Annotated in this window: 19 protein-coding genes; all 19 read right to left on the reverse strand. The window is 46.4% G+C overall.

Going from position 1 to position 25,537, the window contains the following annotated elements; genetic code table 11:
* Window positions 1-74 precede the first annotated feature (74 nt).
* Window positions 75-1,199 (reverse strand): NADH:flavin oxidoreductase, encoded by a 1,125-nt coding sequence (locus tag MKX36_RS21025; RefSeq protein WP_340865560.1) that lies wholly within the window; start codon window positions 1,197-1,199, stop codon window positions 75-77.
* Between the two features lie 167 nt (window positions 1,200-1,366).
* The gene (cyoD, locus tag MKX36_RS21030; RefSeq protein ID WP_016820324.1) at window positions 1,367-1,702 is read right to left on the reverse strand and encodes a cytochrome o ubiquinol oxidase subunit IV; all 336 of its coding nucleotides are present in this window, start codon (window positions 1,700-1,702) and stop codon (window positions 1,367-1,369) included.
* Window positions 1,703-2,311, reverse strand: a complete 609-nt coding sequence (gene cyoC, locus MKX36_RS21035) for a cytochrome o ubiquinol oxidase subunit III (RefSeq protein WP_016820325.1) — start codon at window positions 2,309-2,311, stop codon at window positions 1,703-1,705.
* Window positions 2,311-4,287, reverse strand: coding sequence for a cbb3-type cytochrome c oxidase subunit I (locus MKX36_RS21040; protein ID WP_013373105.1), 1,977 nt, complete (start codon window positions 4,285-4,287; stop codon window positions 2,311-2,313). Before MKX36_RS21040 ends, cyoC begins: the two co-directional genes overlap by 1 nt.
* A gap of 26 nt (window positions 4,288-4,313) precedes the next feature.
* Window positions 4,314-5,297, reverse strand: a complete 984-nt coding sequence (cyoA, locus tag MKX36_RS21045; protein WP_340865564.1) for a ubiquinol oxidase subunit II — start codon at window positions 5,295-5,297, stop codon at window positions 4,314-4,316.
* 352 nt (window positions 5,298-5,649) lie between these two features.
* Window positions 5,650-5,898 carry a hypothetical protein gene (locus MKX36_RS21050; RefSeq protein WP_016820327.1) on the reverse strand — a complete coding sequence of 83 codons (249 nt, stop codon included), beginning with the start codon at window positions 5,896-5,898 and terminating at the stop codon, window positions 5,650-5,652.
* A gap of 219 nt (window positions 5,899-6,117) precedes the next feature.
* Window positions 6,118-7,464: a GH1 family beta-glucosidase gene (locus MKX36_RS21055; protein WP_340865565.1), complete on the reverse strand. Its 1,347-nt coding sequence runs from the start codon at window positions 7,462-7,464 to the stop codon at window positions 6,118-6,120.
* Window positions 7,461-9,932, reverse strand: a complete 2,472-nt coding sequence (locus tag MKX36_RS21060; protein WP_340865567.1) for a glycoside hydrolase family 95 protein — start codon at window positions 9,930-9,932, stop codon at window positions 7,461-7,463. Before MKX36_RS21060 ends, MKX36_RS21055 begins: the two co-directional genes overlap by 4 nt.
* A gap of 106 nt (window positions 9,933-10,038) precedes the next feature.
* Window positions 10,039-11,733 carry an ABC transporter substrate-binding protein gene (locus MKX36_RS21065; RefSeq protein WP_016820330.1) on the reverse strand — a complete coding sequence of 565 codons (1,695 nt, stop codon included), beginning with the start codon at window positions 11,731-11,733 and terminating at the stop codon, window positions 10,039-10,041.
* A gap of 62 nt (window positions 11,734-11,795) precedes the next feature.
* A complete protein-coding gene (locus tag MKX36_RS21070; protein ID WP_016820331.1) occupies window positions 11,796-12,698 on the reverse strand; it encodes a carbohydrate ABC transporter permease in 903 nt (300 codons plus the stop codon).
* 15 nt (window positions 12,699-12,713) lie between these two features.
* Window positions 12,714-13,727: an ABC transporter permease gene (locus MKX36_RS21075; RefSeq protein ID WP_025365852.1), complete on the reverse strand. Its 1,014-nt coding sequence runs from the start codon at window positions 13,725-13,727 to the stop codon at window positions 12,714-12,716.
* A 462-nt stretch (window positions 13,728-14,189) separates the two neighbouring features.
* Window positions 14,190-14,606, reverse strand: coding sequence for a cupredoxin domain-containing protein (locus MKX36_RS21080; protein ID WP_016820333.1), 417 nt, complete (start codon window positions 14,604-14,606; stop codon window positions 14,190-14,192).
* Window positions 14,607-14,747: 141 nt separating this feature from the next.
* On the reverse strand, window positions 14,748-16,550 hold the full coding sequence (cydC, locus tag MKX36_RS21085; RefSeq protein WP_340865568.1) for a thiol reductant ABC exporter subunit CydC: 1,803 nt from the start codon (window positions 16,548-16,550) through the stop codon (window positions 14,748-14,750).
* Window positions 16,531-18,291 carry a thiol reductant ABC exporter subunit CydD gene (gene cydD / locus MKX36_RS21090; protein WP_340865570.1) on the reverse strand — a complete coding sequence of 587 codons (1,761 nt, stop codon included), beginning with the start codon at window positions 18,289-18,291 and terminating at the stop codon, window positions 16,531-16,533. The genes cydC and cydD overlap by 20 nt, the downstream gene beginning before the upstream one ends.
* Entirely contained in the window at window positions 18,291-19,304 is a 1,014-nt protein-coding gene (cydB, locus tag MKX36_RS21095) for a cytochrome d ubiquinol oxidase subunit II (protein WP_016820336.1), read from the reverse strand. The genes cydD and cydB overlap by 1 nt, the downstream gene beginning before the upstream one ends.
* Window positions 19,291-20,697: a cytochrome ubiquinol oxidase subunit I gene (locus MKX36_RS21100; protein ID WP_016820337.1), complete on the reverse strand. Its 1,407-nt coding sequence runs from the start codon at window positions 20,695-20,697 to the stop codon at window positions 19,291-19,293. The genes cydB and MKX36_RS21100 overlap by 14 nt, the downstream gene beginning before the upstream one ends.
* Window positions 20,698-21,101: 404 nt before the next feature.
* Window positions 21,102-22,751 (reverse strand): response regulator transcription factor, encoded by a 1,650-nt coding sequence (locus tag MKX36_RS21105; protein WP_340865574.1) that lies wholly within the window; start codon window positions 22,749-22,751, stop codon window positions 21,102-21,104.
* On the reverse strand, window positions 22,744-24,534 hold the full coding sequence (locus tag MKX36_RS21110) for a cache domain-containing sensor histidine kinase (RefSeq protein ID WP_340865575.1): 1,791 nt from the start codon (window positions 24,532-24,534) through the stop codon (window positions 22,744-22,746). Before MKX36_RS21110 ends, MKX36_RS21105 begins: the two co-directional genes overlap by 8 nt.
* Before the next feature lie 125 nt (window positions 24,535-24,659).
* Complete coding sequence (gene def / locus MKX36_RS21115; RefSeq protein WP_016820341.1) at window positions 24,660-25,241, reverse strand: peptide deformylase; 582 nt, start codon at window positions 25,239-25,241, stop codon at window positions 24,660-24,662.
* Between the last annotated feature and the right edge of the window lie 296 nt (window positions 25,242-25,537).

Genomic DNA, 25,537 nt, shown 5'->3' on the forward strand with positions numbered 1-25,537 from the left:
ATGCTCCTATTATAGCAAATTCGTAGAATTTACGAATAGCTTATATTACAGCTTGCCCTGTAACGGAAATTTTCTTATTTCAACGTTTTTAATACTTCATCACGGTAAGGAATTATTTCTTTTATCTGTTGATCACGCAATTTTACTGCAAATGCCGGATCAACCAGCAATGCACGTCCAACTGCAACCAGATCAACTTCCTCTCGTTCTACTAGCCCCATGAGTTGTTCTAATCGAGCCTCTACACTACTGGATTGATCAGTCTGAAGACTATTATTTTTTTCCAGATCACTCAGAAATGCCTTCTCCAAACCAACAGATCCCACCGTAATCACTGGCTTGCCTGTTATCTTTTTCGTCCAAGCTGCCAGATTTAGATCTGAGCCTTCAAATTCCGGTTCCCAGAAACGGCGACTTGAACAATGGAATACATCCACTCCGGCCTTCACTAATGGAGCAAGAAACTGTTCAAGTTCCTGTGGTGTCTGTGCCAGCTTTTCTCCATAATGGTACATCTTCCACTGGGAGAATCGCAGTACAATTGGAAAATCCGGACCCACTGCACGGCGACAAGCTTCAATAACCTCGACCGCAAACCGGGTCCGCTGAACCAAATCGCCTCCATATTGATCGGTACGCTTATTGGTTTTATCCCAAAAAAATTGATCTATTAAATAGCCATGCGCTCCATGAAGTTCAATGCCGTCAAACCCCACCTGCTTGGCATCGGTAGCGGCCTGAGCAAAGGCTGCGATGATATCCGCAATTTCCGCCTCCGTCAATGGCTCAACTACCTTTTCACCGGCGGGAGAAATACCCGAAGGACCGACAGGCAATGCCTCGGGATTCGGTTGGTTATCCGCACCTATTTTCCGGGCCGTACCCACATGCCAAAGCTGCGGTATAATTTTGCCACCTGCCGCATGGACCTCCTCTACTACCTTGGCCCACCCCTGTAACCCTTCACCATAAAAGTTAGGGATGCCTGTATGCTCCACAGCTGCGGGATGATTGATAGCCGTTCCCTCCGTAATAATCAATCCAACAGCATTTTCCGCACGACGACGATAATACGCAGCAACCTCAGGTCCTGGAACACCTTGGGGAGAAAAATTTCGTGTCATGGGAGCCATAACGATCCGATTGGGAAGCGATAAGTTACCTATCTTAAAAGGTTTAAACAATATTTCGGTGTTCATGACGTTTTCCTCACTCTCCATTAGTATTATCTTTTTCACTCTTCTGTTATACAATTCCATTTTACACACATGCAAACTTGAGTTCAAGAAGCCACAGTTTAATTTCAGCAGGCCCTTTACAAAAAAAGAAGAAGCGGCATAGAGCCGCTTCCTCTTTGTGTTATTTATTAGTGTGCTACCATGTTGTATTCCATAATCCATACAGAACCGCCAACGACGGTCAACAGGATCACTATACCAAAGATTAAAGTCATCACATTCCAACGTGGTCCATTGCTTTCACGAATGTGCATGAAGAAGAATAGCTGAACCAGAAATTGCAGCACTGCCGCGGCTAAAATAACAACCATCGTCGAAGTGCGGCTCAACATATGATTCATAACCACGCCGAGAGGAATGATGGTCAGTACGATGGACAGAATAAATCCGATAACATAGGATTTCACTGAACCGTGAGAATCATCATGACCATGCGAACCTGCTCCTGATTGATGCTGTGCCATCTACATCACCCCCATCAAATAGACAACTGTCAGCAAGAAGATCCAGACAGCGTCCAAAAAGTGCCAGTACAAGCTCAATGCCGAAACTTTGCCCTTCGTCTCTGGAGTAAGTCCGCGTTTTTTCAACTGGAACATAAGTCCAATCATCCAAACCAGACCTAACGAAACGTGAAGTCCGTGTGTTCCGACCAAGGTGAAGAATGCCGACAAGAACGCACTGGTTCCAAAATTAGCACCTTCATGTACGATTTCAACAAACTCGTAAACTTCAAAACCGATAAAACCAAGACCCAGGATTGCCGTCACGATTAACCAGTTGATTAATCCCTTCATGCTTCCTTTGTTCATAGCCAACACAGCCAGACCACTTGTGAAGCTGCTTGTGAGCAAGAGGAACGTTTCAATAATAACGCCCGTCATGTTAAACAGCTCTGCGCCACCTGGTCCTCCGGCTGTGTTGTTCCGAAGGACAACGAAGGTTGCGAACAAGGTACTGAACAGGATTACGTCCGTTACGAGGAAGATCCAAAAACCAAGCATCTTCAATTCTTGCGGATCGTGATGCCCGTGGTCATGATCATGGCTGTGATGTGCTGCTGCTTGTGCCATTATACAGACCCCCTTATTGCCGCTTCCGTGCGTTTTACTTCATCCGCAGGGATATAGTAGTCGCCATCATAAGAGAAGAACGAACGGCAAATCATACAAATTGCTACGCCGATCAGCCCTGGAATATAGAAGAACGACCATCCAAATACGAAACCGAAACCTGCAATGAAAAAGAATACCGACATAATGAATGGAATCGCCGAGTTTTTCGGCATATGAATCGCTTCAATTGGCGGTTGCTTTCTGAAGATACCTTTTGCACGTTTATCTTTTTCTGCCCACCAGTCATCGCGTTCTTCTACTTGCGGAATGGTAGCAAAATTGTATTCCGGTGCAGGTGAAGGAATTGACCATTCCAACGTGTGACCACCCCAAGGGTCGCCAGTTGTATCCTTCAGCTTGCGGTAATTTTTGATACCCAGAAGAATTTGAAGAACCTGGAACAAGAAACCAATCCCCATCAGGAATGCCCCAACGGTTGACACCATGTTAAGCGGCTGCCAGCCAGTATCCCAGCCGTAAGTGCTCAGACGACGTGTCATACCCATCAGACCGAGGGAATATTGCGGAATGAAACATACATAGAACCCGATATTCCAGAACCAGAAAGCCCATTTACCAGGCGTTTCAGGCAATGTGAAACCGAACATTTTGGGCCACCAGTAGTACAGACCTGCCAGGTAACCGAACACTACCCCACCAATCAGAGCAGAGTGAAAGTGAGCGATCAGGAAGTAACTGTTATGGAACTGGAAGTCCGCAGGCGCTACAGATAACATGACGCCCGTCAAACCTGCAATCAGGAAGTTCGGAATAAATGCAATAGACCACATCATCGGAGTTTTAAATTCGAGTTTACCCCGGTACATCGTGAACAGCCAGTTAAATACTTTAACCCCTGTCGGTATTGCGATAACCATCGTCGAAATCGCAAAGAATGCATTAACATCTGCGCCTGATCCCATTGTGAAGAAGTGATGCGCCCACGTGAAGAAGGACAGGATCGCAATAATGAACATGGCGTAAACCATGGATTTGTAACCAAACAATTTCTTTTTAGAGAATACGCTGATAACCTCGGAATAAATACCGAAGGCTGGCAATACTACAATGTATACCTCAGGGTGACCCCACATCCAGATCAAGTTGATATACATCATCGGGTTACCGCCGAAATCAAGGGTAAAGAAGTGTCCTCCTCCAAAGCGGTCAAGGAATAGCAAAGCTAAAGTAACCGTCAGAATCGGGAACGCGAAAATGATAATAACACATGATGAAAATACGGACCACGTAAAGACAGGCATTTTCATCCAAGTCATACCAGGTGCACGCATTTTAATGATGGTAACAATAAAGTTGATCCCTGTAGCCAATGAACCTATACCGGAAATCTGAATACCCCAGATATAGAAGTTCTGACCGACGCCAGGACTAAATTGCAGTTCTGAGAGCGGTGGATAACTCAACCAGCCTGCATCTGGCGAACCGCCAATAACGAAGGACAAGTTGAACAACATCGCACCCATAAAGAAAAGCCAGAAGCTCAATGCGTTCAGGAAAGGAAACGCAACGTCGCGCGCACCAATTTGAAGGGGTACGGCGATGTTAAACAAACCAAACATCAACGGCATCGCCATAAACAAGATCATGATTGTGCCGTGAGTTGTAAAAATCTGGTTGTAATGCTCAGGATGTAAGAGTGTCACATCAGGTGTAGCAAGTTGAATACGCATCAATAACGCATCCACGCCTCCGCGGAATAACATCAAGATGGCCGCAAGAATATACATAATACCGACTTTTTTATGGTCAACCGTAGTCAACCAGTTTTTCCAAAGCCAGCCCCATTTTTTGAAATAAGTGAGCACAAACACGATCCCGATCGTTGCTAGTGCGATGGAAACGTCCGCTCCATAGATCATCGGGTCTCCAGTAACGAAGAAAGTGGATGCAAACTCTTTTATTTTGTCAAGCATTGGGGGCCTCCTTCCCTATAATCATTTTAATTGTGTCCGCTCATATTCATATGACTCATATCCATTTTGGCATGCTCTTCTGTGCCGGTCTTGGATGAATCTTCTGTGGATGTAGCTTCACCATGTCCAGCATGGGGGTTAGAAGAGCCTTCCACTACATACTTGTTGACAATCTCTTTGAACAATCCGTCTGGAATCGAAGAATACTCATCAGGCTGGGACAAACCTGGTTTTGCAAGCGCCAAATAGCCGTCTTTCGTCAGCGGCTTAGACTGCTTCTTGATGTCAGCGACCCAGTTTTTATACTCTTCATCCGACTGGACTTCTACATCAAAACGCATTTGTCCAAAATGCTCACCGCTAAAGTTTGCACCCGAGCCAAAGTAAGTTCCTTCGTGATCGGCCTGCAAATGCAGTTTCATGGCCATGCCTGACATGGTGTAGATTTGACCGCCCAATTGCGGAATCCAGAACGAGTTCATCGGAGCGTCAGCAGTCAGTTCAAAACGGACTGGAACACCTTTAGGAATGTGAACTTGGTTAACTGTAGCTATACCTTCCTCTGGGTACATAAAGAGCCATTTCCAGTCCAATGAGGTTACTTGAATCGTTACTGGCTTTTGCGTGCTTGCAATCGGCTTGGAAGGCTCCAGCATGTAGGTATATCTCGCAGTGATGACCGCAATAATACAGATAACGATAATCGGAATAGCCCACCATGTGGTTTCCAGCTTTTTGCTGTCATCCCAATGGGGTTGATACTTCACCTTGTTTGTTGGGGTATCGCGATACCGCCAAATGATGAAGAAGGTCAAAATCATAACCGGTACAATTATAAGCGCAGACAATGCAGTTGTAAGAATGATCAGCTCTTTTTGTGCTTGCCCAATTGGTCCTTTCGGATCGAAAACAACGTATTTTCCGCCAGCATAAAAACACGTCCAGATGAGCAATGCTACCGTGAGCACGGTCAAAACCAACGCAATAATCGCTTTTGGTTTTTTGTTCATGTTGTTCCCCTCTCCTTAAAATAGTAAATTACTCAAAACTAACGAACTCCTGTAATGTTGCCCTTATATAAGATAGCAGAAAAGCGGCCACTTTTTTTATTGTTAACAGAATTGTCGATTATTTGTCCGATTTTTGTGAAAAACCTCTCTAAAAATAAAATTTCTCTTGCAAATTCAAAATTTCTTTTTAATTCAAAAATGACATATAAAAACGTTAATTATGCATCTTGAAGTATCTTAAAAAAGCTATACTAAAGCAAAAATCGGGACTCCTTACAGTTATCATCCTACACTGCTCGAAGCCCCGCGCTGTTGTTTTCGTTATCAGTTTTACATCATCTTTTCAATTGTATTAACGATGTCCGTTCTCTTGGTCTTCCTTCTTGCGGGCAATGACAAATGATTTCCCGATTAGAAAAATGAAAATTCCGGCAGCAAAGGCGCCAATGCCTGTCATTAGATAGATATTACGATCGGTTAAATTCCCTATATCAAGCAAAATAAGAATAATACCTACAATGCAAGCGATCAAAGAAATAACAGATACCGTGCGGCTCATTTGGTTATCCCTTGATCCTGATTTTCTAAAATTCGAAGCCATACCCTCCACTCCCTCTAGTTTAAAATGGTTAAAAAGTGCCCTCGCCAGGTATTTTTTTCAGTATGCACATTTTTTATTTTTTTATTCTTGCCGGCCTCTATATACTAGAACCATCTGTAATTCATCTTGGCTATTATTACCCCAGAGGACCTCCTATTTAAACAAACGGGAGCGGAGGCAGACCTAAATTTGCTTTATATTCAGATCATTTCTCTTTGTTTAGCGTCTAGTCTCCAACCAGTTATTACTTACTACATTTCGATACCAATAGTAACTTTCCTTGGGGGTGCGGACCTGTGTGCGAAAATCGACATGAATCATGCCAAATCTCATATTATACCCCTCTGCCCACTCAAAATTGTCCAAAAGTGACCATGCCATATAGCCTTTAACATGAAGACCATCATGAATTGCCCGGTGCACCTGCACCAAATGCTGCTGCATGTAGGAAATTCGACGATCATCTTGCACCTTTCCGTTTACGACCTCATCATTGATACAAGCCCCGTTCTCTGTGATGTAAATATCGATGTTACCGTATTTTTGCAAATAATGTAGTACCTCATACAGACCACGTGACTCCACCGGCCAGCCGATATCTGTTACAGGTAGTCCCATATTGATTTCTTCAGATTGAAGAAATCCTGCCTCCGGATTAAATCGATTAACCGACATACTATAATAATTGATACCAATCATATCAATTGGCTCACCGATAATGTCCATATCTCCATCTTGTATAGGTACGGTGGCTCCCTGTTCCGCAAACCAGTCTACCAAAAACTGAGGATACGAGCCTTGATAAATAGGCTGGAGAAACCAGTCACTGTGCAGGGAAATCGTGCGTGCACAAGCCGCTTTATCTTCCTCAGAAGTGCTGTAAGGAACAGCCCAGGAGACATTTGGGGCGATACCGATCTGGCCACTGGTGCCAAGCTCGCGGAATCGGCGTACAGATAGGCCATGCGCAACCAGCAGATGATGTCCTACATCAATCGCAGTCTGGAGATTCGTCAGACCCGGGGCATGAACTCCCAGCATATTGGATAAAAAGGCGATACACCACGGTTCATTGAATGTCAGCCAATGCTGTATTTTACCGTGAAACTCACGGAACATCGTTTCCGCAAACTGGACAAAGGCCTGAATTGTGCGACGATTCCCCCATCCTCCGGCATCCTGTAGCGCCTGAGGCAGATCCCAGTGATACAGTGTACAAAACGGTTCAATTCCGTTGTCATTCAACAAATCAACTACACGATGATAATAGTCCAATCCCTCTTGATTGACTTCACCATCACCATTAGGGAATATACGTGGCCAGGACACCGAGAAACGATATGTACGAATGCCCAGCTCCTTCATGAGACGGATATCTTCTTCGTAACGATGATAGCTGTCACAAGCTACATTGCCGTTATCACCGTTGAACACTTTGCCAGGCGTATGGGCAAAGGTATCCCAGATCGACACCCCTCTCCCATCCTCCTGGTAAGCCCCCTCGATTTGGTAGGCGGCCGTTGCGGTACCCCACATAAAGTCCTGCGGAAATTGAAAAATAGTCATTGTGTCTCTTCCTCTCCCTCAATTATAATCGTATATTCATTCGTTGTTTCCTGCTTTTTGGTAAAAGTCCATGACAAAATAAATCCTCCGTGCTTGGGATCAGGCTGAGCCCGACGATCATCAACGCTAAACGGATGTGCACTGCGAATCGTACAGCTTCCCGTCTGGACCGATGTGGTAAGCTCCGCACGGACGAGCCGCGAACCGGACCATTCCATGCTGACCGTATTTCCGCCACGCCCTTTCAAGCCGCTGACCCGTCCTTCAGGCCATGCCAATGGCAGGGCAGGCAATAGCGTCAGCTCGCCCGGGCGGCTTTGCAGCAGCATTTCTGCTATGCCTGCCGTCGCACCAAAGTTACCGTCGATCTGAAAAGGCGGGTGAGCGTCGAATAAATTAGGGTAGGTCGACCGCGACAGCAACGTGCGAACATACCGATGCGCAGTGTCGCCATCTTCCAGCCGGGCGTACAGGTTAATCAACCAGGCACAGCTCCACCCGGTATGACCGCCACCATGATCGAGCCGGCGGCGTAGCGATATGCGAGCCGCCTCAGCCAGCTCTGGAGTATCGCGGATATGGATCTGTCGGCCGGGGTAAAGCCCGAAAAGATGCGAAACATGTCGATGCCCAGGCTCCGCTTCCTCAAAATCGACCATCCACTCCTGTAACTGACCGTGACGGCCGATTTGATAGGGTATTAATCGTTCCCGTGTCTCTTCGCAGCGTCTACGGAACTCATCGTCTAACTCCAACAGATCCGCGGCCTGAATACAGTTGCTCAATAGCTCCCGAATCAGCGTCATGTCCATCGTAGAGCCCATGGATATACTGCAATCCTCGCCTTCGGGCGTGATGAATTTATTTTCAGGCGAAGTGGAGGGGGACGTTACAAGCCGACCATCCGGGCCCTCCACAAGCCAGTCTAGGCAAAAGGCCGCCGCCCCCTTCATAAGCGGATAAGCCTGTTCTGCCAAATAGGTTGTATCCAAGGTGAACAGATAACGCTCCCATAGGTGAGCGGTCAGCCATACACCCCCAAGCGGCCAAAATGCCCAACTGGCATGGCCACCTGACGGTCCGGCGTTTCGCCACACATCAATATTGTGGTGAGCTGTCCATCCTTGAGCCCCATAATTGATGGAAGCGACCCTGCGTCCCGTACGACCGACTTCTCCAATCATGTGCAGCAATGGCTCATGGCACTCGGCAAGATTACACACCTCTGCGGGCCAATAGTTCATCTGTGTATTAATATTGGTTGTATAGTTACTGTTCCACGGCGGCTGTACCCGGTCATTCCAGATGCCCTGAAGATTGGCGGGCTGACTGCCCGGACGTGAACTGCCCATTAGCAAATAACGTCCATATTGGAATAACAGCACTTCCAGCCCCCGGTCTGCCTGACCTTTCTGATAGCGTTCTAATCGCAGATCCGTCGGGAGAACGGACTCGTCAGTTAGCGTGTCACTTCCCAGTTCTAATGCAACACGGTCAAACAGCTTCCGGTGATCCTGCTCATGGCGTTGCCGCACCTGCTCACTTCCTAGCGAAATCGCTCCGTCTAGAATGACTTTACATGCTTCTGCCGACTCTGTTGCATCACTATTCGGCATAGCCTGAAATCCCCGAAATCCGGTAGCCGCTGCCAAATACACCGTGATTTTATCCGCGTCCGAGATGATCAACGCTCCGTCATCCCTCGTCGTCAAGGTTCCTCCCTCGGGAATAACCCTCGCCTGAACTGCAAAAGCCATCCCCAAATCATTTTCGTAAACGACAGACTGTGGATGATCACCGTGATAATTAGATTCCACATGACTGGGCGCTCGTCCAGTCAACGTAATGAAGTCCCTGGTCGGTTCCTCGGATGGATCGTTATCGTTGGCTCCTTTGGAGGAATCACCAAGCGCATCCTCTCCAACTTCATCCTCACAAGGATGGGGGGTAGTCATACGCACAGATGCATGGATTTTTCCAACCTTATTCGCAGTCAGTGACACCATAATGACTCCATCAGGTGCACTGGCGATAACTTCACGAGTATAGTGGACTCCATCACTCTGAAAAGTGACCACTGCCGTTCCGGTCTGCATATCCAGTTCCCGTTCATAATGCGCAATCTCCCCTAGGTTCTCCTGTGTAATCCACAAATCTCCTAAAGGCTGGTAGGCTTCTGTATCTCGACCCAGCATGTTCGAATTAATCAGTTGCTCTGCTTCCTTGTATTTTCCATCTGCAATCAGCTTTCTGGCAGGCTCTAAATATCGCAATGCATCATACTGAACGCCATCTCTGGGAAATCCGGACCAGAGCGTATCCTCGTTTAATTGCAAATGCTCCTCTCTGATCCCGCCAAATACCATAGCTCCCAGCCGTCCATTGCCGACTGGCAATGCTTCCTCCCATACCTCAGCAGGCTGGCGATACCATAACCGTAGGGACTGTGGTCTTTCGCCTTTCGTCAACTCAAACCCTCCCTCATCAAGGTCAGACAAAGCGCTGAACCCATATTGCCCATGGCGCATGCGCTCTGTCACTCCGAGATTTCAATGTTTGGAAAATATGGACTCGTTATTTAGCAGCCTTCCCACTCCATAACTCCACTCTGTCCTTCACCAGTTGCGTGTATTGCTGTTCCATTTGGACAGCTCCGGCGGCATCCAGTTCTTTAATCATGTTGTCGTATACCGTATCAAAATTGGAAGCTGGTGTTAAAATGGCTTCCGGTATACGTTTGCGGATTATGTCTGTCGTCTTTTTGAATGTAACGTTATAGTTGGATTCATTGTCTGTCGTCAGGTTATAGGCTGCGCCCCAAGGCTTCACATCAAATTCTTCTTTTCCTGGAAACAGTTCCTTCCACGTTTTTACGCCATACGCTTTCAGTGATTCTTTCTCCGGCTTCGAATAAGCCGCGATAATTTGTTCCGGGAATTTGGCAGTGTAGTAGTTACCCGTAGAGTCCTTCACTCCGTCACCATAGTGTCCGCTCATTAATGTGTACAAGTCTATTCCAGTGGATTTATTGAAGCTGGTTGTATTGTTCGTTTTTTGATCCAATACATCGGCAGGAATGACGCGTTTGCCGTCTTTGATTTCATAGTGCTTGCCTTCGATTCCCCAGTTCACTAGCACCTGTCCTTCATCGGAAGCTAAATAATCCAGAAATTTAATAGCCCGCACCGGGTCCTTGCAACTTTCCGTAATCCCTACACCATAACCGGACGCAAAACCTGTATCCTGAAAGGAACGATCCTTGTACTCCTCTGAGAGTGTAACTGGGAAATGCGCGTAGCTGGCATCAGCCTTGCCTGACGCTTTTAATGCATTTTCGGCATCCTGATAACCCCACTCCTGGTCGATCAGACCCAGAACACGACCGCTGGCAATTTTGGATTTGTATTGATCGCTTTTTTGCACAAACGAATCTTTATCGAGCAGCCCTTCATTGTACATGTGGTTTAACCAACGGAAATATTCTTTTTCTTCCGGACGTTTGTAATGAAGCTTGGCTTCAAAAGTTTTGGGATCAATAAAATATTCACCATCATCCGGCGCCCCAGTTGTCTGGAAAGCAGGGTTCGTTACGGTAATCATAATTCTCCAGTCGTCTGCATCCAGCGTGAGAGGGATCGTTTTTTTGCCATTAATCGTCGGATGTTTGGCTACATAGGTTTTGAGCACGTTTTCAAAATCCTGCAATGTTCTTACCTTGGGATATCCCAGCTCCTTGAGCACCTTATGCTGAATTTCAAATCCCCCCGTCGCGTCAAAACTCTCCTGTCCCACCCCTGCATACGTAGGAATAACATAGATGGCTTGATCCTTATTACTGTATTTCAGCCGATCCATATAGGGGCCGTATAGCTTTTTGAGATTGGGTGCGTGATCGTTGATCAGATCGGTCAGATCAATCATAGCCCCCGCATCCACAAGCTTGCTAATATTTGCTTTAGGAGAGACCAGGTCTGGGTATTCCCCACTTGCTGCCATCAAAGCAATCCGGTCATCCCCACCTCCACCGCTGACATCAAATTCCGCATTCAAGGTTACACCTGTTTTCTTGGTGATTTCCTTGCCTATTTCATCTTTCATTCCATTCCATTGCGGGCTTGTATCTGCTCCGAAGAAGCTAAACGTAATTGGGTCTGTGCCGCTGGATGAGCCTTCTTTCGCTGTTTTATCGCTTCCACCGCAACCTGCGAGTGCGGCAAGTGATACGGCGAGCAAGGGAATCAGTGCAAATCTGGACCAGTGTTTTTTCATGTTCAAAACCTCCTGCATTTCTAGGATTTTATCGTTGTGGATTGACTGCTACGATTGGATTGTTATGATTTAACAGCTCCCAGTGTCATACCTCCTACAAAATATTTTTGTAGGAATGGATATACGAGCAAAATCGGAAGCGTGACGGTAATCGTGATTGCCATTTTAATCGACTCTGGCGAAATCTGAGCCATTTGCTTAGCCATATCGTTGCTATTCGCCATATTGGCGCCGCCTTGCTGCGTACTTTGCAGTATCTTCATCAGCTCAAATTGCAGCGTTGTCCACTGCGCGGCGGTTCCATTGTACAAGTACGTATCAAACCATGCGTTCCATTGATTTACCGCCAAAAAAAGGGCAATTGTCGCCAGCACAGGCTTGCACAGCGGTAAAATAATCTTCCAATATATCGTAAAGTCATTGGCTCCATCCAGCTTGGCAGACTCTTGTAGCGCATACGGCAAACCATCCATAAAGGAACGAATGACAAAAACATTAAACGCGCTGATCAGCCCCGGAAAAATATACACCCAGAACGTGCCCAGCAAATGTAAATCACGCATCAAAATAAACACAGGAACCATTCCGCCGGAAAAATACATCGTCAACGCCAGAAACGTGGATATGAACTTGCGCGCGCGGAAATCGACCCGACTCAGCGTAAATGCAAGCATAGAAGCACAGATGAGTCCCAGCACCGTTCCAACTACTGTACGTAAAATCGATACCTGCAGACCCCGAAGCAGGCCATCGTACTGGAAAATCGTTTTGTAATTTTCGAGTGTAAACTGACGAGGCCATATATAAATACCGCCACGAACCGTGTCCGTCGAATTGTTCAGAGAAATCGCTAGTACGTTCAGAAACGGGTACAGCGTCAACACCACGATCAGAGCCATGAGGATATAGTTGAACAGGTCAAACAGCTTTTCTGACCGTGTAGCATTAAATGCCTTATTCGTCATTTCGCTTCTCCCTCCCTACATGATGCTTTCTTTGGTCAGTTTTTTGAATATACCGTTCGCCGTAAACAACAACAGAATGCTAACCAGTGAGTTGAAAATGCCTATTGCCGTCCCGTAAGAGAAGCGGCCCAGATTAATCCCGTAATTCAGTGCATACAAATCCAGCACTTCCGAATAATCCGTTACGAGACTGTTGCCAAGTAAGAACTGCTTTTCAAAACCATTGCTGACCAGATGTCCAATCGCCATAATAAACAGAATGGCGATGGTCGAGCGGATACCTGGCAATGTAATATGCCACATCTGTCTCCAGCGGCTGGCCCCATCCACACGTGAAGCTTCATATTGTTCCTGGTCAATTCCGGTGATGGCAGCTAAATAAATAATCGTATTCCAACCTGTCTCTTTCCATATGTCGGAAGCGGTTACAATGTACCAAAACCAACTCCCCTTAGCCATAAACTGAATCGGTTCATCCACAATATGAAGCGCTACCAAAATATCGTTAACAATTCCACCGTCAATGGACAGCATTTTCGTCACCAATCCGGCCACAACTACCCAGGATACAAAATGCGGGAGGTAGGATACTGTCTGCACAACTCGCTTGAACAGCATACCACGCAACTCATTTAGCAGAATTGCAAAAAAGATCGGTACAACAAAACCAAAAACAATACCCATCAGGCTCATTGCCAGCGTATTTCGTAATACCAGATAAAAACGTTCATCCTGAAAAAGCTCAATAAAGTTGTCTAACCCTACCCACTTTTGATCCCAAAACGATTTGGCTGGCTTATATTTTTGAAACGCCATTGTCCATCCCCATAGTGGAAAATAACTGAAAACAAACACCCATATGACGAAAGGAATGGACATAAAATAAAGGTACTTTTGCTGTTTCACACTGTTCCACAGGCCTTTTTCACCGCGTTCGGGCTTCGACCCGCGAGCCTTACGTGGTCTTCCCCGATTGGATTCAGGAATCACAGCATCAGCGTTGGAAGCGGTTTCAGTTGAAGATCCCATAACAAGCTCCTCCTCATCTCTAGATACTATTATCATACTTTGCTGGCTCAAAAGCGGGTACCCGACGAATTAGGAGAAAAATCAGTTCAAAATTAGATATATGGGGAGTGGATTAAGATTTACATTCGTGCCACTACACATGCGGATGGTGCTTCCCATCGCTGTTGTCCCCGGATTTCTTGAATAAGCAGACAAAGGTAGAAATTCAGGGACAAAGGCGACCGCTATCGCTTGTCCAGCACCATTCCGCCTGCTCCGTTCTCATGTAAATTCTCTGAGAGAAGTCTTGTAAAAAACAAAAGATCAGCAATGTAAGCTGATCAGAGGTAAAGGATAATGCTTATTGCACCACAGGTGGGTGATGGTATATATACACTTACTGTCGCAATTCACCTAGTTGGAAGAAAAAAGCTTTCTAGCATCCATGGGGTCAGTCCCCATGTGCCAGAAAGCTTTTTTGATTTATTTTACCGTGATCGTCCCGTAGTACATATACATGCCGCAATTGTACTCATATACCCCCGGTTTTAAATCCTTGACGGTAAAATAATTATTTTCGTGATCCAGGTAAACGTCCATTCCGATCTTCAACGACTGTACTTCATCGATGCAAGTAAAGGATGTCATTTTTTTAAAATTGATCTTGGTTGGAACGCCGGCTTTCACTTCAATATTTTTAGGATAGAAACCGTCCCCTTTTACACCCACTGTAACAATCTCGTATTTGGTTTTATCTGGCTCTTCCTGAGCTTGTTGAGATTGATTGGCCGGAAACGACGACACGCTCCCTTGAAAATAAAACAAGACAAACCCGCCCATGATCAGGGCTACAAAACCAATCAGCATCAAATGCCAATGTTTAGAGATGAGTGTTTTCATTTCTTTCAGCCCCCTCCAGTTGAATGTCTAATGAGCATGTGACGCATCAACTCTAACCAGTATATAAAAGTTAATCGAAATTTTAAATACCTTGTTTCAAAGCTTATAGCAGATGAACCATATTATCCGACACGGTGATCATTACTGTTTTTCCAGACCCGGATGATCCAGCTTATACAGATTACGGTATCGGGTATGATCTCGCCACAGCTCATCATGACTGCCTCGCATGGAGATGGTGCCTTGTTCCATAAAGATCACCTCATCCATATGCTTCATTCCTGTGAGATGATGAGTGATCCAGATCAATGTTTTGCCTTCCAGCACGCGAAACATCGTCTGCATAAGTTCATGCTCCGTCAGCGGATCAAGCCCCACGGTCGGCTCATCCAGCAAAACAATTGGGTGATTTTGCAACAAAATCCGCGCCAGTGCAATGCGCTGTCTTTCTCCACCGGAAAAGCGAAGACCCGTCTCCTGCATTCTTGTATCGTAACCCTCTGGTAAAGAATCAATCAGGGTTCCAAGCCCTACCTGCTCCGTCACTGCACGAACCTCATCCAGCGTGGCGTCGGGTCGTCCCAATCGAATATTGTTTGCTACCGTCGTATCGAACAAATACGGTTGCTGGTTTAGCACCGCAAATAGACTGGAGTATGCTCCACCTGTAAATACAGGCACTCCTGCGACAGTGACGCTGCCTTCATCAGGCTGCAATGCTCCTTGAATCAGATTCAGCAGCGTAGACTTACCCGCACCACTGCGGCCAAGCAATGCAACCTTGCCCCCCTGCGGTACGTGTAGGGAGATATTACGCACACTCCATTCCTGCGTTGCCGCATAGCGGTAGCTTACGTTGTTAAGCAGAAGGTCTCCCCCGTGGCTTAATCGCTGAGCGGTAGCCTGTTCCTTTTTAGTATCTGCTACATCGTCTGCTGCTGGTTGTCCTGCATCTGATCGTGCTGCAAGTGCAGATGTACCTTTCTCGGAATCGTTTAGCCGTCGAAGTGAATCCTGATACTCCGGCGCATGAACCACCGCTTCCCCAGCGCGAACGAAAGCATCCAGCAACGGAAAAGTTACTAGCGCAAAGGATGCCAGCCATGTCGCTTCAATGCGACCCTGTGCTACCAGTCCTCCGGCCCACACAGTCATAATTACAATTCCTCCACCTACAAAGCATTGTGCGATCCAATGAGAACGCCACTCGTTCCGGCGAAGTGAATTTTCCACCATGGCAGCCCTCTTGTGCCGTTGTGTAAAGGTGCTAAGGAAATGCCCAGTTCGTCCGCTCAGCACCAGATCACTCATGCCGAACAAAGCATCCGTCAGTTCCTGATAAGATTTACTCCGTTCCTGCTTGAACGTACGCCGTTTGGCGAGTGAGGTCCAAAGTGAGATAGCTGGGGCGATAAAAAGCAAAAATCCCCCATATAGCGCCATCAGCAAGGCAAATGTTCCATCCATCCAGCCAAGCGCCAAGATGCCTGTTGCATATATCAGCAAAGCCGATAACGCAGGCAGAACCAGCTTCAGATAGATATTTTGAAGCTGCTCAATATCCTCTGCCAGCAATCCCAATAGATCCCCTGTACGAAATTTGCTGCGAATCATCAGCGCCTGCGGTTCCACTGCCCGATACAAGCGTACCCGCATACGAGACACAAGCCGCAGCGCAGCATCATGACCTACCAAGCGTTCCAAATACTGAATGACAGCTTTACTAAAACCAAACGTTCGCACAAGCACAATGGGCACATACACCATTAATATATTTTCAGGTTTTAAGGCCGAACGAGTAATCAGATGGCCGGACGTAAAGAGCAGCGCGCCTGCACACCCAATGGACAGCGCCCCCAAAAGAGCTGCTGCTAGAAAGGCCCAAAAATAGTGTTTCAGATAAGGTAAAAGCCAGCCTTGGCTACTATTGTCCGTTGCTCTCATATCGCCCGCCTCCTCCTTCCGACATTCCCGTCAGCAATCGATAATATTCTCCCTTTTGTGCAACCAGTTGCTGATGGGAACCTACCTCTTCCAGACGACCTTGATTCATCATCCAGACACAGTCCATATCCGGCATCCAATGCAGTCGATGGGTGGCGAGAAACATCCTCTTGTGTTTCAATACGGACAATATGGTCTGTTTTAATTCCCATTCTGTCTCAATATCCAAATGTGTCGTAGGCTCATCCAATAAAATAATCGGACGGTCACTGAGCAAAGCGCGCGCCAAGGCAATCCGCTGCGCCTGTCCTCCGCTCAATGTCCGGCCTGCTTCACCAATAGGCTCATTCAACCCACTCGGAAGACCGTCCACCAGCTCACGCAGTCCAACCGCGTCAATCGCCCACTCTACCTGCTGGTTGGATGCCCCCGGCTCATAAAAGCGAATATTATCTGCCAAAGTAGCGCTAAACAGGTAAGGATGCTGTGGAATATAGGCAATATGCCGCTGCCATTCAGCTTTGGTATCCGCAGATAATCGGCATCCATTAAGGATCACCTCACCTGAAGTCAGGTCAGAAAAGCCGCCAAGCAGACTAAGCAATGTCGTTTTGCCTGCACCACTGGCTCCGACGATGCCGATCATGTTCATGTGCGGTTCAACACTTGCAGACACATGTTCAAGCCGGGCAGAGCCGTCTTCATTAAGTAAACAGACATCAGACAGCTTAAGGATGTCCTGCCCCGTGATGTCTAATCCTTTATCTTGAACTGTCTGTGCATTCGTCTCCGTCGCTTCTTCTTCTGCACCGAGAATCGAGCGTATCGCTCCCCAAGCCTCTTTACCATCCAATGAGGCGTGATAGTCTGATCCCAACTGTCGTATAGGCATAAAATATTCCGGTGCCAGAATAAGCACCGCAAGCGCTGCCTCCAGTCCCACTGAACCACTAATCAGACGCAGACCCAAGCCTACCGCTACAAAAGCGACCGACAGCATACTGAAAAAATCGAGGGCAAATGAAGAAAGAAACGCTACCCGCAGCGTACGCATCGTGGCTGTACGATACTGGTCGCTGACCTTCCCTACGGTTTCCTCATGCGCCCGACTGCGTCCCAAAAACCTTAGTGTCTGTAGTCCACGCAACGAATCCGTAAAATGATGTGATAACAGACGATAGGAACGCCACTGCTTGTCTGCCTGCTTTCGCGCCGCCAAGCCGAGTAAAATAAAGAAGCCCACCAGAATCGGCATCGTAGTCGTCAAAATCACACCTGAAATCATATCCAATGTGAAAACATACACAAGTACAAGTAAGGTTACAGCCATCATGTCTATCATACGAGGAATGGATATTTCCAAATAATTGCGAACCCGATCCACGCCATCCAGCGCTAGCGTCACCAACTTGCCGCTTCCTTCCCGCGCAGCAAAACCCGGGCCTCGCTCAAACAAACGCGCAAGCAGACGCTCCCGTAAGGAAGCGCCTGCTGCTTCGGCGAAACGACCGGCTGTCCGGCGTTGCAGCCAGATCATCGTATGCCTCACTGCAAAAGCCGCGAAAAACAACGCCAGCGATGGCCAAGCCATTACTAGCGGATTTTGTTTAAATAAAATCGTAACAGCCTTTGCCAAAAAGATGGCTTGTGCAATTACCGCTGCTCCCTGGAGCAGGGAAAGGGCGGCCAGCAGCAGCATTACTGGCCGAATGCCCTTTAATTCAAACCAGGCTTTATCCATTAGTATTCCAGATGATCTTTCTCACTGAGACGCTTATGGAAAACAAAATAGCTCCACGCCTGATAAGCCAACACAAAGGGTAAAAGCGTTGCTGCAACAATCGTCATGGCTTTCAGTGTGTAATGACTGGAGCTTGCATTATATATCGTCAAATCAAAAGCACTGTTGATCGAGCTCACCATAAATCTTGGGAACAAGCCAACGAATAACGAGACGAAGCTTAGCAAAATGATGACACCAGTCATCCCGAAAGCCCATCCTTCACGGCGCTGCTTCAGGAAATACCATGTTAGCACATAGGCAACCATCCCCACTGCAACCGCAACATACATAAAGGGACCGCGACGTGCAAATAAATCCGTTGCAAAATAAGTCCATACCACCATACCAGCAAGCAAAATCCCCAACACCGGAAGAAATTTGGACGCGATCACACGAGCACGATCCCTTACTTCACCAATCGTCCGCAGAGAAATGAACGTCAGCCCGTGCATAAGGCACATTCCGACCACGGTCAGTCCAATCCATACGGTGTATCCATTGAACACATCCAAGAATCCGGCTTTCAGATCCATGTTTTGCTGAATAGGTACACCCTTCACCAAAGCCGCAAAGGCCATGCCAAACAGCATCGGCGGCAGGAAGCTGCCAATCAGAATGCAAGCATCCCACGTTCCTGTCCACCCTTTCCCTTCGGCCTTGCCCCGGAACTCAAAGGAGACTCCTCGCAAGATCAAACCTAGCAAAATAAACACAAATACCAGATAATATCCGCTAAACATCGTTGCATAAAAATGCGGAAAAGCGGCAAACATCGCCCCAGCTGCTGTAATCAGCCACACTTCATTGGCATCCCAGAATGGACCAATCGTATTGATCATCAAACGTTTTTGTTGGTCATTACGCGGCACTAATCCCGTAGCCATCCCTACGCCAAAATCAAAGCCCTCTAGAAAAAAGAAGCCTGTGAACAGCACAGCGATCAATAAGAACCATAAATCATTTAACGACAATGCTGTCACCCCCTTGAGCAAATGGATCATGAATTACCGTATGCTGATGCGGCTCCATATCTGGGCCTTTACGAGCGGTACGAGCAAACAGGAATGCCAATACACCCGTTAAAATGAGATACAACGTCGTAAATGCAATCAGTGAGAACAACACTTCTCCTGCTACAACGGTAGGTGAAACAGAATCTTTCGTTTGAAGCAAGCCAAACACAGTCCAAGGCTGACGTCCCATTTCTGTCATGATCCAGCCCGCAGTATTTCCAATGAATGGGAGCGATATTCCCCACAGCATAAGACGGAAGAACCAACGATGGGAGCCCTCCAATTTTTGTCGAAAACTCAGATAAGCTCCATACAGAGCAAGTGCAATCATGGCACATCCTGCCGCAATCATAATGCGGAAGCTCCAGAAGGTCGTACGGACAGGCGGAATATAATCACCCGGACCGTAGGTCTTTTCATACTGTGCTTGAAGCTCCTTCATACCAGGCACAGAGCCGGAAAACTTGCTATACGACAGAAAGCTCAGTGCAAACGGAACCTTAATCTCAAAGGTATTTTCCTGCTTATCAGGATCAATATTGGCAATAACCGTCCAAGGCGCTGGATCGCCACTGTCTCCCCACAGAGCTTCACTGGCTGCCATCTTCATGGGCTGTGTTTTGATCAAATATTGAGCCTGTCCATGACCAAACAAAGGAATAGCAATGGCACAGATTAATGCAACTATAATGCTCAATTTAAAAGAAGGTTTAAAGAAGTCCATATTCTTTTTATGCATCAGCTTCCAAGCACTAATCCCTGCTACGAGGAAAGCGCCGGTTGCAATGGCAGCAAAGATGGTGTGAGGATACTCCCACAAAAGCTGCTCGTTTGTTAACAAAGCAGCAAAATCCTGCATTTCTGCCCGGCCATTTACAACCCCATATCCTACGGGACGTTGCATGAATGAATTAGCAGCCAAAATCCATAAAGCCGAGAGCATCGTACCGATCGCTACTAGCCACATACAAACTAAATGGACAGTTTTGGATAGTCTTTCCCAGCCGAATACCCATAGGCCGATAAAGGTTGATTCCAGAAAAAATGCAAGCAATGCTTCAATGGCTAGCGGTGTACCAAATACATCACCGACAAAACGGGAAAAGTCCGACCAATTCATTCCGAACTGGAACTCCTGCAAAATTCCGGTAACTACGCCCAGCGCAAAGTTAATCAGCAGAAACGTTCCCCAGAATTGAGCCATTTTTTTGTACAAGTCTTTTTTCTTGATAACATACATAGTCTCCATAATTGCCACCAACAATGACAATCCAATGGAGATTGGCACATAAACAAAATGAAGAATCGTAGTGGTTGCAAACTGCAACCGTGCCAAATCCAATACGTCCATGATGCTGCTCCTCCTCTGTACTTCCCTTAACAATGATTTAATGTTTGTGATCTGAAGTCTTTTATATTTGTGATTGTATTCACATTGTTACATATGAAACCGTCACTTTTTTAGGAAATGACTCACTTAGCTAATTTCCCCATGATGGCCATAACCGGGCTTCAGATTATCCCCATTATATAGAATAAATTTAAATGAAATTGAATCAAAAATGTGAACATCGTGTCAAAGTTGTGTCATAACGATGGCATTTTTATGAAAATGCCCTAAAATCCATAATCAATGTGACATTTTCTATTGATCCGTCTTTTTTCAATATATAAAAAAAGAGCCTCTCTTCATTCGGAGGATATACCTCCGACATCTGCAAGAGAGACTTCATAACGTTAAACCTAGGGAATCGATCAACAGCCATCTGTTCCTCCGTTCTTTTGGACCTGATTACGGTAGGAGGAAGGTGACATTCCAACATACTTTTTAAATTTACTATGAAAATAATCTGCATTCGCATACCCCACGCGGCCCGCGACTTGGTGTACCTTAATCCCCTGTGCAAGCAATTCCCTTGCTCGCTCAATCCTTACCTTATCCAGGTAGGCATTAAAGGCCTCGCCTGTATGACTTTTAAACAGTTTGCCCAAATACCCACTATTGTAATTGAACATATCTGCCAGTAACTCCAGTCGCAAATTTTCATCATAATGACCATGTATAAAGTCAATCATTTGCTTCATGATGATCTCCTTGCCACCCGTATCAGTCTGGCCAATCCACTGCAACACATGTTCGAGCGAGTGATCCACCAGCTCGCCCAATGTTGAATAGGCATATACATTGGTAATCAAGTTGGAATGCTCCTCCAGCACGGTCCGGCTGTGTTCCTGTCCAGCTGCATATTTGTTCAGTGCGAGTGTGAATGTCTGAGCGAAGGCCGCCTTGATTGCAGATTCTGTACGATAAATCTGGGGAAATTGGACTTCCATGTCCTTAATGACACGGGTCGCCGCTCTACCATTAGCCATATCTAGCGCGTAGTACAGCTTTTCTGCATAACGCATGGGATCATCTGGGGCTCTGTCAGACGCTTCATCCATTTCAGCAGGGACTGTCTCCCATTCACGTAGGTCGCCGGGAAGCATGACTCTTTCTGCCCGGAACAAAAACATACGCTCCAATAATCGTAACGCCTGCTCAAAAGATTTGGGGATATCCCTAAGAATGTCTACCGGAGCGCCGGCAGCCCCATAGATTTCATTTACCCACGGTTTTAGCTCCTGTCGCCATGCAGCCAGCAACTGAGCAGCATCTTTTTCCGTTTTTAACATGGCGGGAAGCAATAGGCCCATATATATTCCAGCCTCAAACACAATGCCTCTACCCTGTTCACGACACAATTCGGCCAGCCGCTGCTTTGCTGCCAACTGCCGGGCTTGCCGATCCCAGTCAGGTATACGCAAATCCAGCAGAATCACCTGATAGCTACTCCAGTCCAATGCTGGTAATTCAGGCTGTTGTCCGTGTTTTCCACCGCTACTTTGATGTTCGTCTTGCTTAGATGCACGATGGCTGGGTTCTACAGCATTACGAGCATGTTCTCCATGAACCGGAAACAGCAATGCTTCGAGCCAATCGCGCTCATGCGAAGACGGACTCCCCCACTTTCCATCTCCCTTTTCGTCCTCAATGCTTTGCCGTACTCGTTTCAGCTCTAGCGTCATTTCTTCCTCATCAACGGGCTTCAATAAATAACCATCCACCCCGAATCCCATGGCTTGCCTAGCATAATTAAAGTCTGCATATCCGCTTAAAATGAGAAAGTGGTACGGCTCCCCATTCATTTGGCGTATGTTTTGTATAACCTCCAGTCCACTCATCCCAGGCATACGAATATCTACAATGACCAGTTCTGGTCGATGCTCTCCGAACTTTTCCAAAGCCTCGCGTCCGTTCTCAGCCGTATCGACGATGCGAAAGCCACAATCTCCCCAGTCAATAATGGAAGACAGTCCTTCACGAATCGCAGGCTCATCATCTACAATCATCGCTTTATACATTCGACGCTTCCTCCCTTGGTATGGAAAAGTATACGGTTGTTCCTACCTGTAATGCGCTTTCAATATGCAGACCATAACGTTCACCATACATCAATGTCAGACGTTGATGAACATTGCGTAGACCAATACTGCCCCCTTCCGGCTCCTCCGTACCCGTGATCCGAGCCAACAGACGGGTCAGTTGCTCTTCCTCCATGCCAATTCCATCATCAGCCACTTTAATGTACAGCTCTCTTTGTTCTATTGTGATATCTACCTTTACGGTAACTGGTTCTTCCTTATTTTCTAGGCCATGAATGACTGCATTTTCCACTAACGGTTGTATGATTAAGGGAGGAATCGACATGTCCTTCGCGCTTTCTTCCAAATTCACTTCATAGACCAAACGATTTCCAAACCTGAACTGCTGAATTTGCAAATAGGATCGCACCATATCCAGCTCCTGTAATACGGTTGTTTTACCACTGCCAATCTCCAGATTCCTGCGCATCAGCCTGCCAAGCAAACGAACCGTCGTTGCTATCTCCGCTTCCCCATTCAGGTGTGCTTTCATTCGAATGGATTCTAAGGCGTTAAACAGAAAATGCGGATTAATTTGGCTTGCCATCATTTTTAGCTTGATATCCTTTTGTGCCAATTCAAGCTTATTATTATGTTCACTCGTCTCATAGACCTGGGCCATAAGCTGGCGGATACTACTCACCATATAGTTAAAACGGCGGGATAAATCACCGATCTCGTCCCTTCCCTCCACACTTGATACCACATGAAAATCACCCGCAGCTACCTGACCCAGCTCATAGCTTAGCCGCTGGAGCCGTTTGGTAATAAGCCAGGAAATGATGGTAATCAGAATCAGCGCCATGATGAGTACCGCTAGTACACATAATGCACCAATCAGGCTGACCCGGTTTGCCCCCTGCACGATATGTTCCGTTGAAAACACCGAAATAATCGTCAATCCGCTCACACTTGAGGTTGGCAGCAACTCATCCACAATAATGTTCGAGGGGGTTCCGTTAATTTTTGCTTCATATATCCCCTTACCTGCACGCTGGACATCAAAGCCTAAATGTAAATCCGTCAACGTCCGACCTACTGACTGCGGATGGGTAGCTGCGACCACAATTCCGTTACGATCCGCAATCAAGGTTTCAAAGGGCTCCTTGCTCAGCATATGATTCAACTCGGTCTGACTCAGTGCAATCATCAGAACTCCCTTGGAATTGTATTCGGGAAAAGGAATTTGCCGTACCAGGCTGAGGCGATTAACTGGGTTATCCTCCTTATCCTGAATGTAAAACCAGTTAATCGCCGTCCCCTTCAAAGCCTCCTGGAACCACGGCTGCCGCTCAATGTTAGCGTCCACAGGAATAAACTCTAGATTGTTGACCAATGTCGGATTGTAAGAATAGAACCGGATAGTAGCAACCTCTCTATATTGCTGGGTGTACTCATTAAAATCCTTGTACTGATGGTACGCATTCATGAGCTCCACCATGCCGGGATAACGGCGGTTCGCCATCTCCTTTAGCCTTTTATCGAACATTAGCCCATTTGAAATATCTGTTGGTACACGTAATAAATTTGCTGTCTGGCTCTTAATCTTTTCCACATTATTTACCGTCTGGGCAATCGCACTGTCCAGTGCCTGCTCTCGCAAATAAAAAATAACGCAGCCGCCCACCAACAGCACTGGGATCATGACAATCAGTACGTAGGAGAAGAGCAACTTATTCCGCATACGCATATTATTCATCAGATGCCTTACTCCACGATACATGCCATCCCTCCTGTGAGATAAGCGCTTACATGTTTTCAGTTTAAAGCTTCACAACATTTATATCCATATTTTCTTGCCAAATAAAAAGGTGGTGAACGGAGTCACCACACTTTACGGATCACGAACTATTTACGTACAAAAGGTTCGATATGCACTCCCTGTGGCAGCTTATACGGATCTTCCGGGTTGATACGGTCATAGAACATAATGCCATCCAGATGGTCCATTTCATGCTGTACGACAATCGCTGCATACCCCTTAAACGTTAACAGCTCCTGAGTTCCATCCGGTAAATTGGCCTTGATGCGAATCTTCTCGTAACGTGGTACATATCCGGGTATGTACCGATCTACAGATAAGCATCCCTCACCCTGTTCCAAGTAAATCATGGATGTAGAATGGCTGACCAGCTTCGGATTAAACAGGCCATATTCTACCGTTTTGTCTCCATCTTCATAATAAATAGCACACATTCTTTTATTCAACCCAACCTGGTTGGCGGATAGCCCTACACCCGGGCGCAGCTCATAGCGGGTGGCCAGCTCTTCATTTTGGCTATTTTTCAGGTAATCCAGCATCCATTGCATCTGTTGAAGATCCTCTTCAGACAGCGGCAGACATACCGGATCAACCTTTGTGCGCAAAATCGGTTCCCCTTCACGCACGATATCCTTCGTGAGAAGCATGTCCATCGATTGATTGCTCATTCGTCAGCCTCGATTCATTTAAATAAATATTACGATCATGTGATGTACAGCAAAAGCTGGAGAATTCCCCGCTTTTCTGCAAGTTTTATCCCATAAATTATATCTATTCATGAAATGAATTGTCAAAATAGAGCGGTATGGGAGAGAGAAGCCATGATGCGCCCTCTATATAAAGCCATTAAGTATTCACTGCCTTAATTGTTTATCTAATTAAATTATACTTATGTTCTTATAGCACTGAACCAAAAACCTCCTAAACTGAAGTGTTCAGGAGGTTTTTACATAGCTTTTCTTAC

Origin of the sequence: Paenibacillus sp. FSL W8-0439 (genome assembly GCF_038008995.1) — a bacterium.
Taxonomy (GTDB): Bacteria; Bacillota; Bacilli; order Paenibacillales; family Paenibacillaceae; genus Paenibacillus; species Paenibacillus polymyxa.

Coding starts and splice junctions, on each gene's coding strand:
- MKX36_RS21080 (WP_016820333.1), bottom strand. CDS start 14,606: ATGAAAACACTCATCTCTAAACATTGGCATTTGATGCTGATTGGTTTT.
- MKX36_RS21105 (WP_340865574.1), bottom strand. CDS start 22,751: ATGTATAAAGCGATGATTGTAGATGATGAGCCTGCGATTCGTGAAGGA.
- MKX36_RS21040 (WP_013373105.1), bottom strand. CDS start 4,287: ATGCTTGACAAAATAAAAGAGTTTGCATCCACTTTCTTCGTTACTGGA.
- cyoD (WP_016820324.1), bottom strand. CDS start 1,702: ATGGCACAGCATCAATCAGGAGCAGGTTCGCATGGTCATGATGATTCT.
- cyoC (WP_016820325.1), bottom strand. CDS start 2,311: ATGGCACAAGCAGCAGCACATCACAGCCATGATCATGACCACGGGCAT.
- cydD (WP_340865570.1), bottom strand. CDS start 18,291: ATGGATAAAGCCTGGTTTGAATTAAAGGGCATTCGGCCAGTAATGCTG.
- MKX36_RS21075 (WP_025365852.1), bottom strand. CDS start 13,727: ATGGGATCTTCAACTGAAACCGCTTCCAACGCTGATGCTGTGATTCCT.
- MKX36_RS21065 (WP_016820330.1), bottom strand. CDS start 11,733: ATGAAAAAACACTGGTCCAGATTTGCACTGATTCCCTTGCTCGCCGTA.
- def (WP_016820341.1), bottom strand. CDS start 25,241: ATGAGCAATCAATCGATGGACATGCTTCTCACGAAGGATATCGTGCGT.
- MKX36_RS21110 (WP_340865575.1), bottom strand. CDS start 24,534: ATGTATCGTGGAGTAAGGCATCTGATGAATAATATGCGTATGCGGAAT.
- MKX36_RS21070 (WP_016820331.1), bottom strand. CDS start 12,698: ATGACGAATAAGGCATTTAATGCTACACGGTCAGAAAAGCTGTTTGAC.
- cydC (WP_340865568.1), bottom strand. CDS start 16,550: ATGAGAGCAACGGACAATAGTAGCCAAGGCTGGCTTTTACCTTATCTG.
- MKX36_RS21025 (WP_340865560.1), bottom strand. CDS start 1,199: ATGAACACCGAAATATTGTTTAAACCTTTTAAGATAGGTAACTTATCG.
- MKX36_RS21100 (WP_016820337.1), bottom strand. CDS start 20,697: ATGGACGTATTGGATTTGGCACGGTTGCAGTTTGCAACCACTACGATT.
- MKX36_RS21055 (WP_340865565.1), bottom strand. CDS start 7,464: ATGACTATTTTTCAATTTCCGCAGGACTTTATGTGGGGTACCGCAACG.
- cyoA (WP_340865564.1), bottom strand. CDS start 5,297: ATGAACAAAAAACCAAAAGCGATTATTGCGTTGGTTTTGACCGTGCTC.
- MKX36_RS21050 (WP_016820327.1), bottom strand. CDS start 5,898: ATGGCTTCGAATTTTAGAAAATCAGGATCAAGGGATAACCAAATGAGC.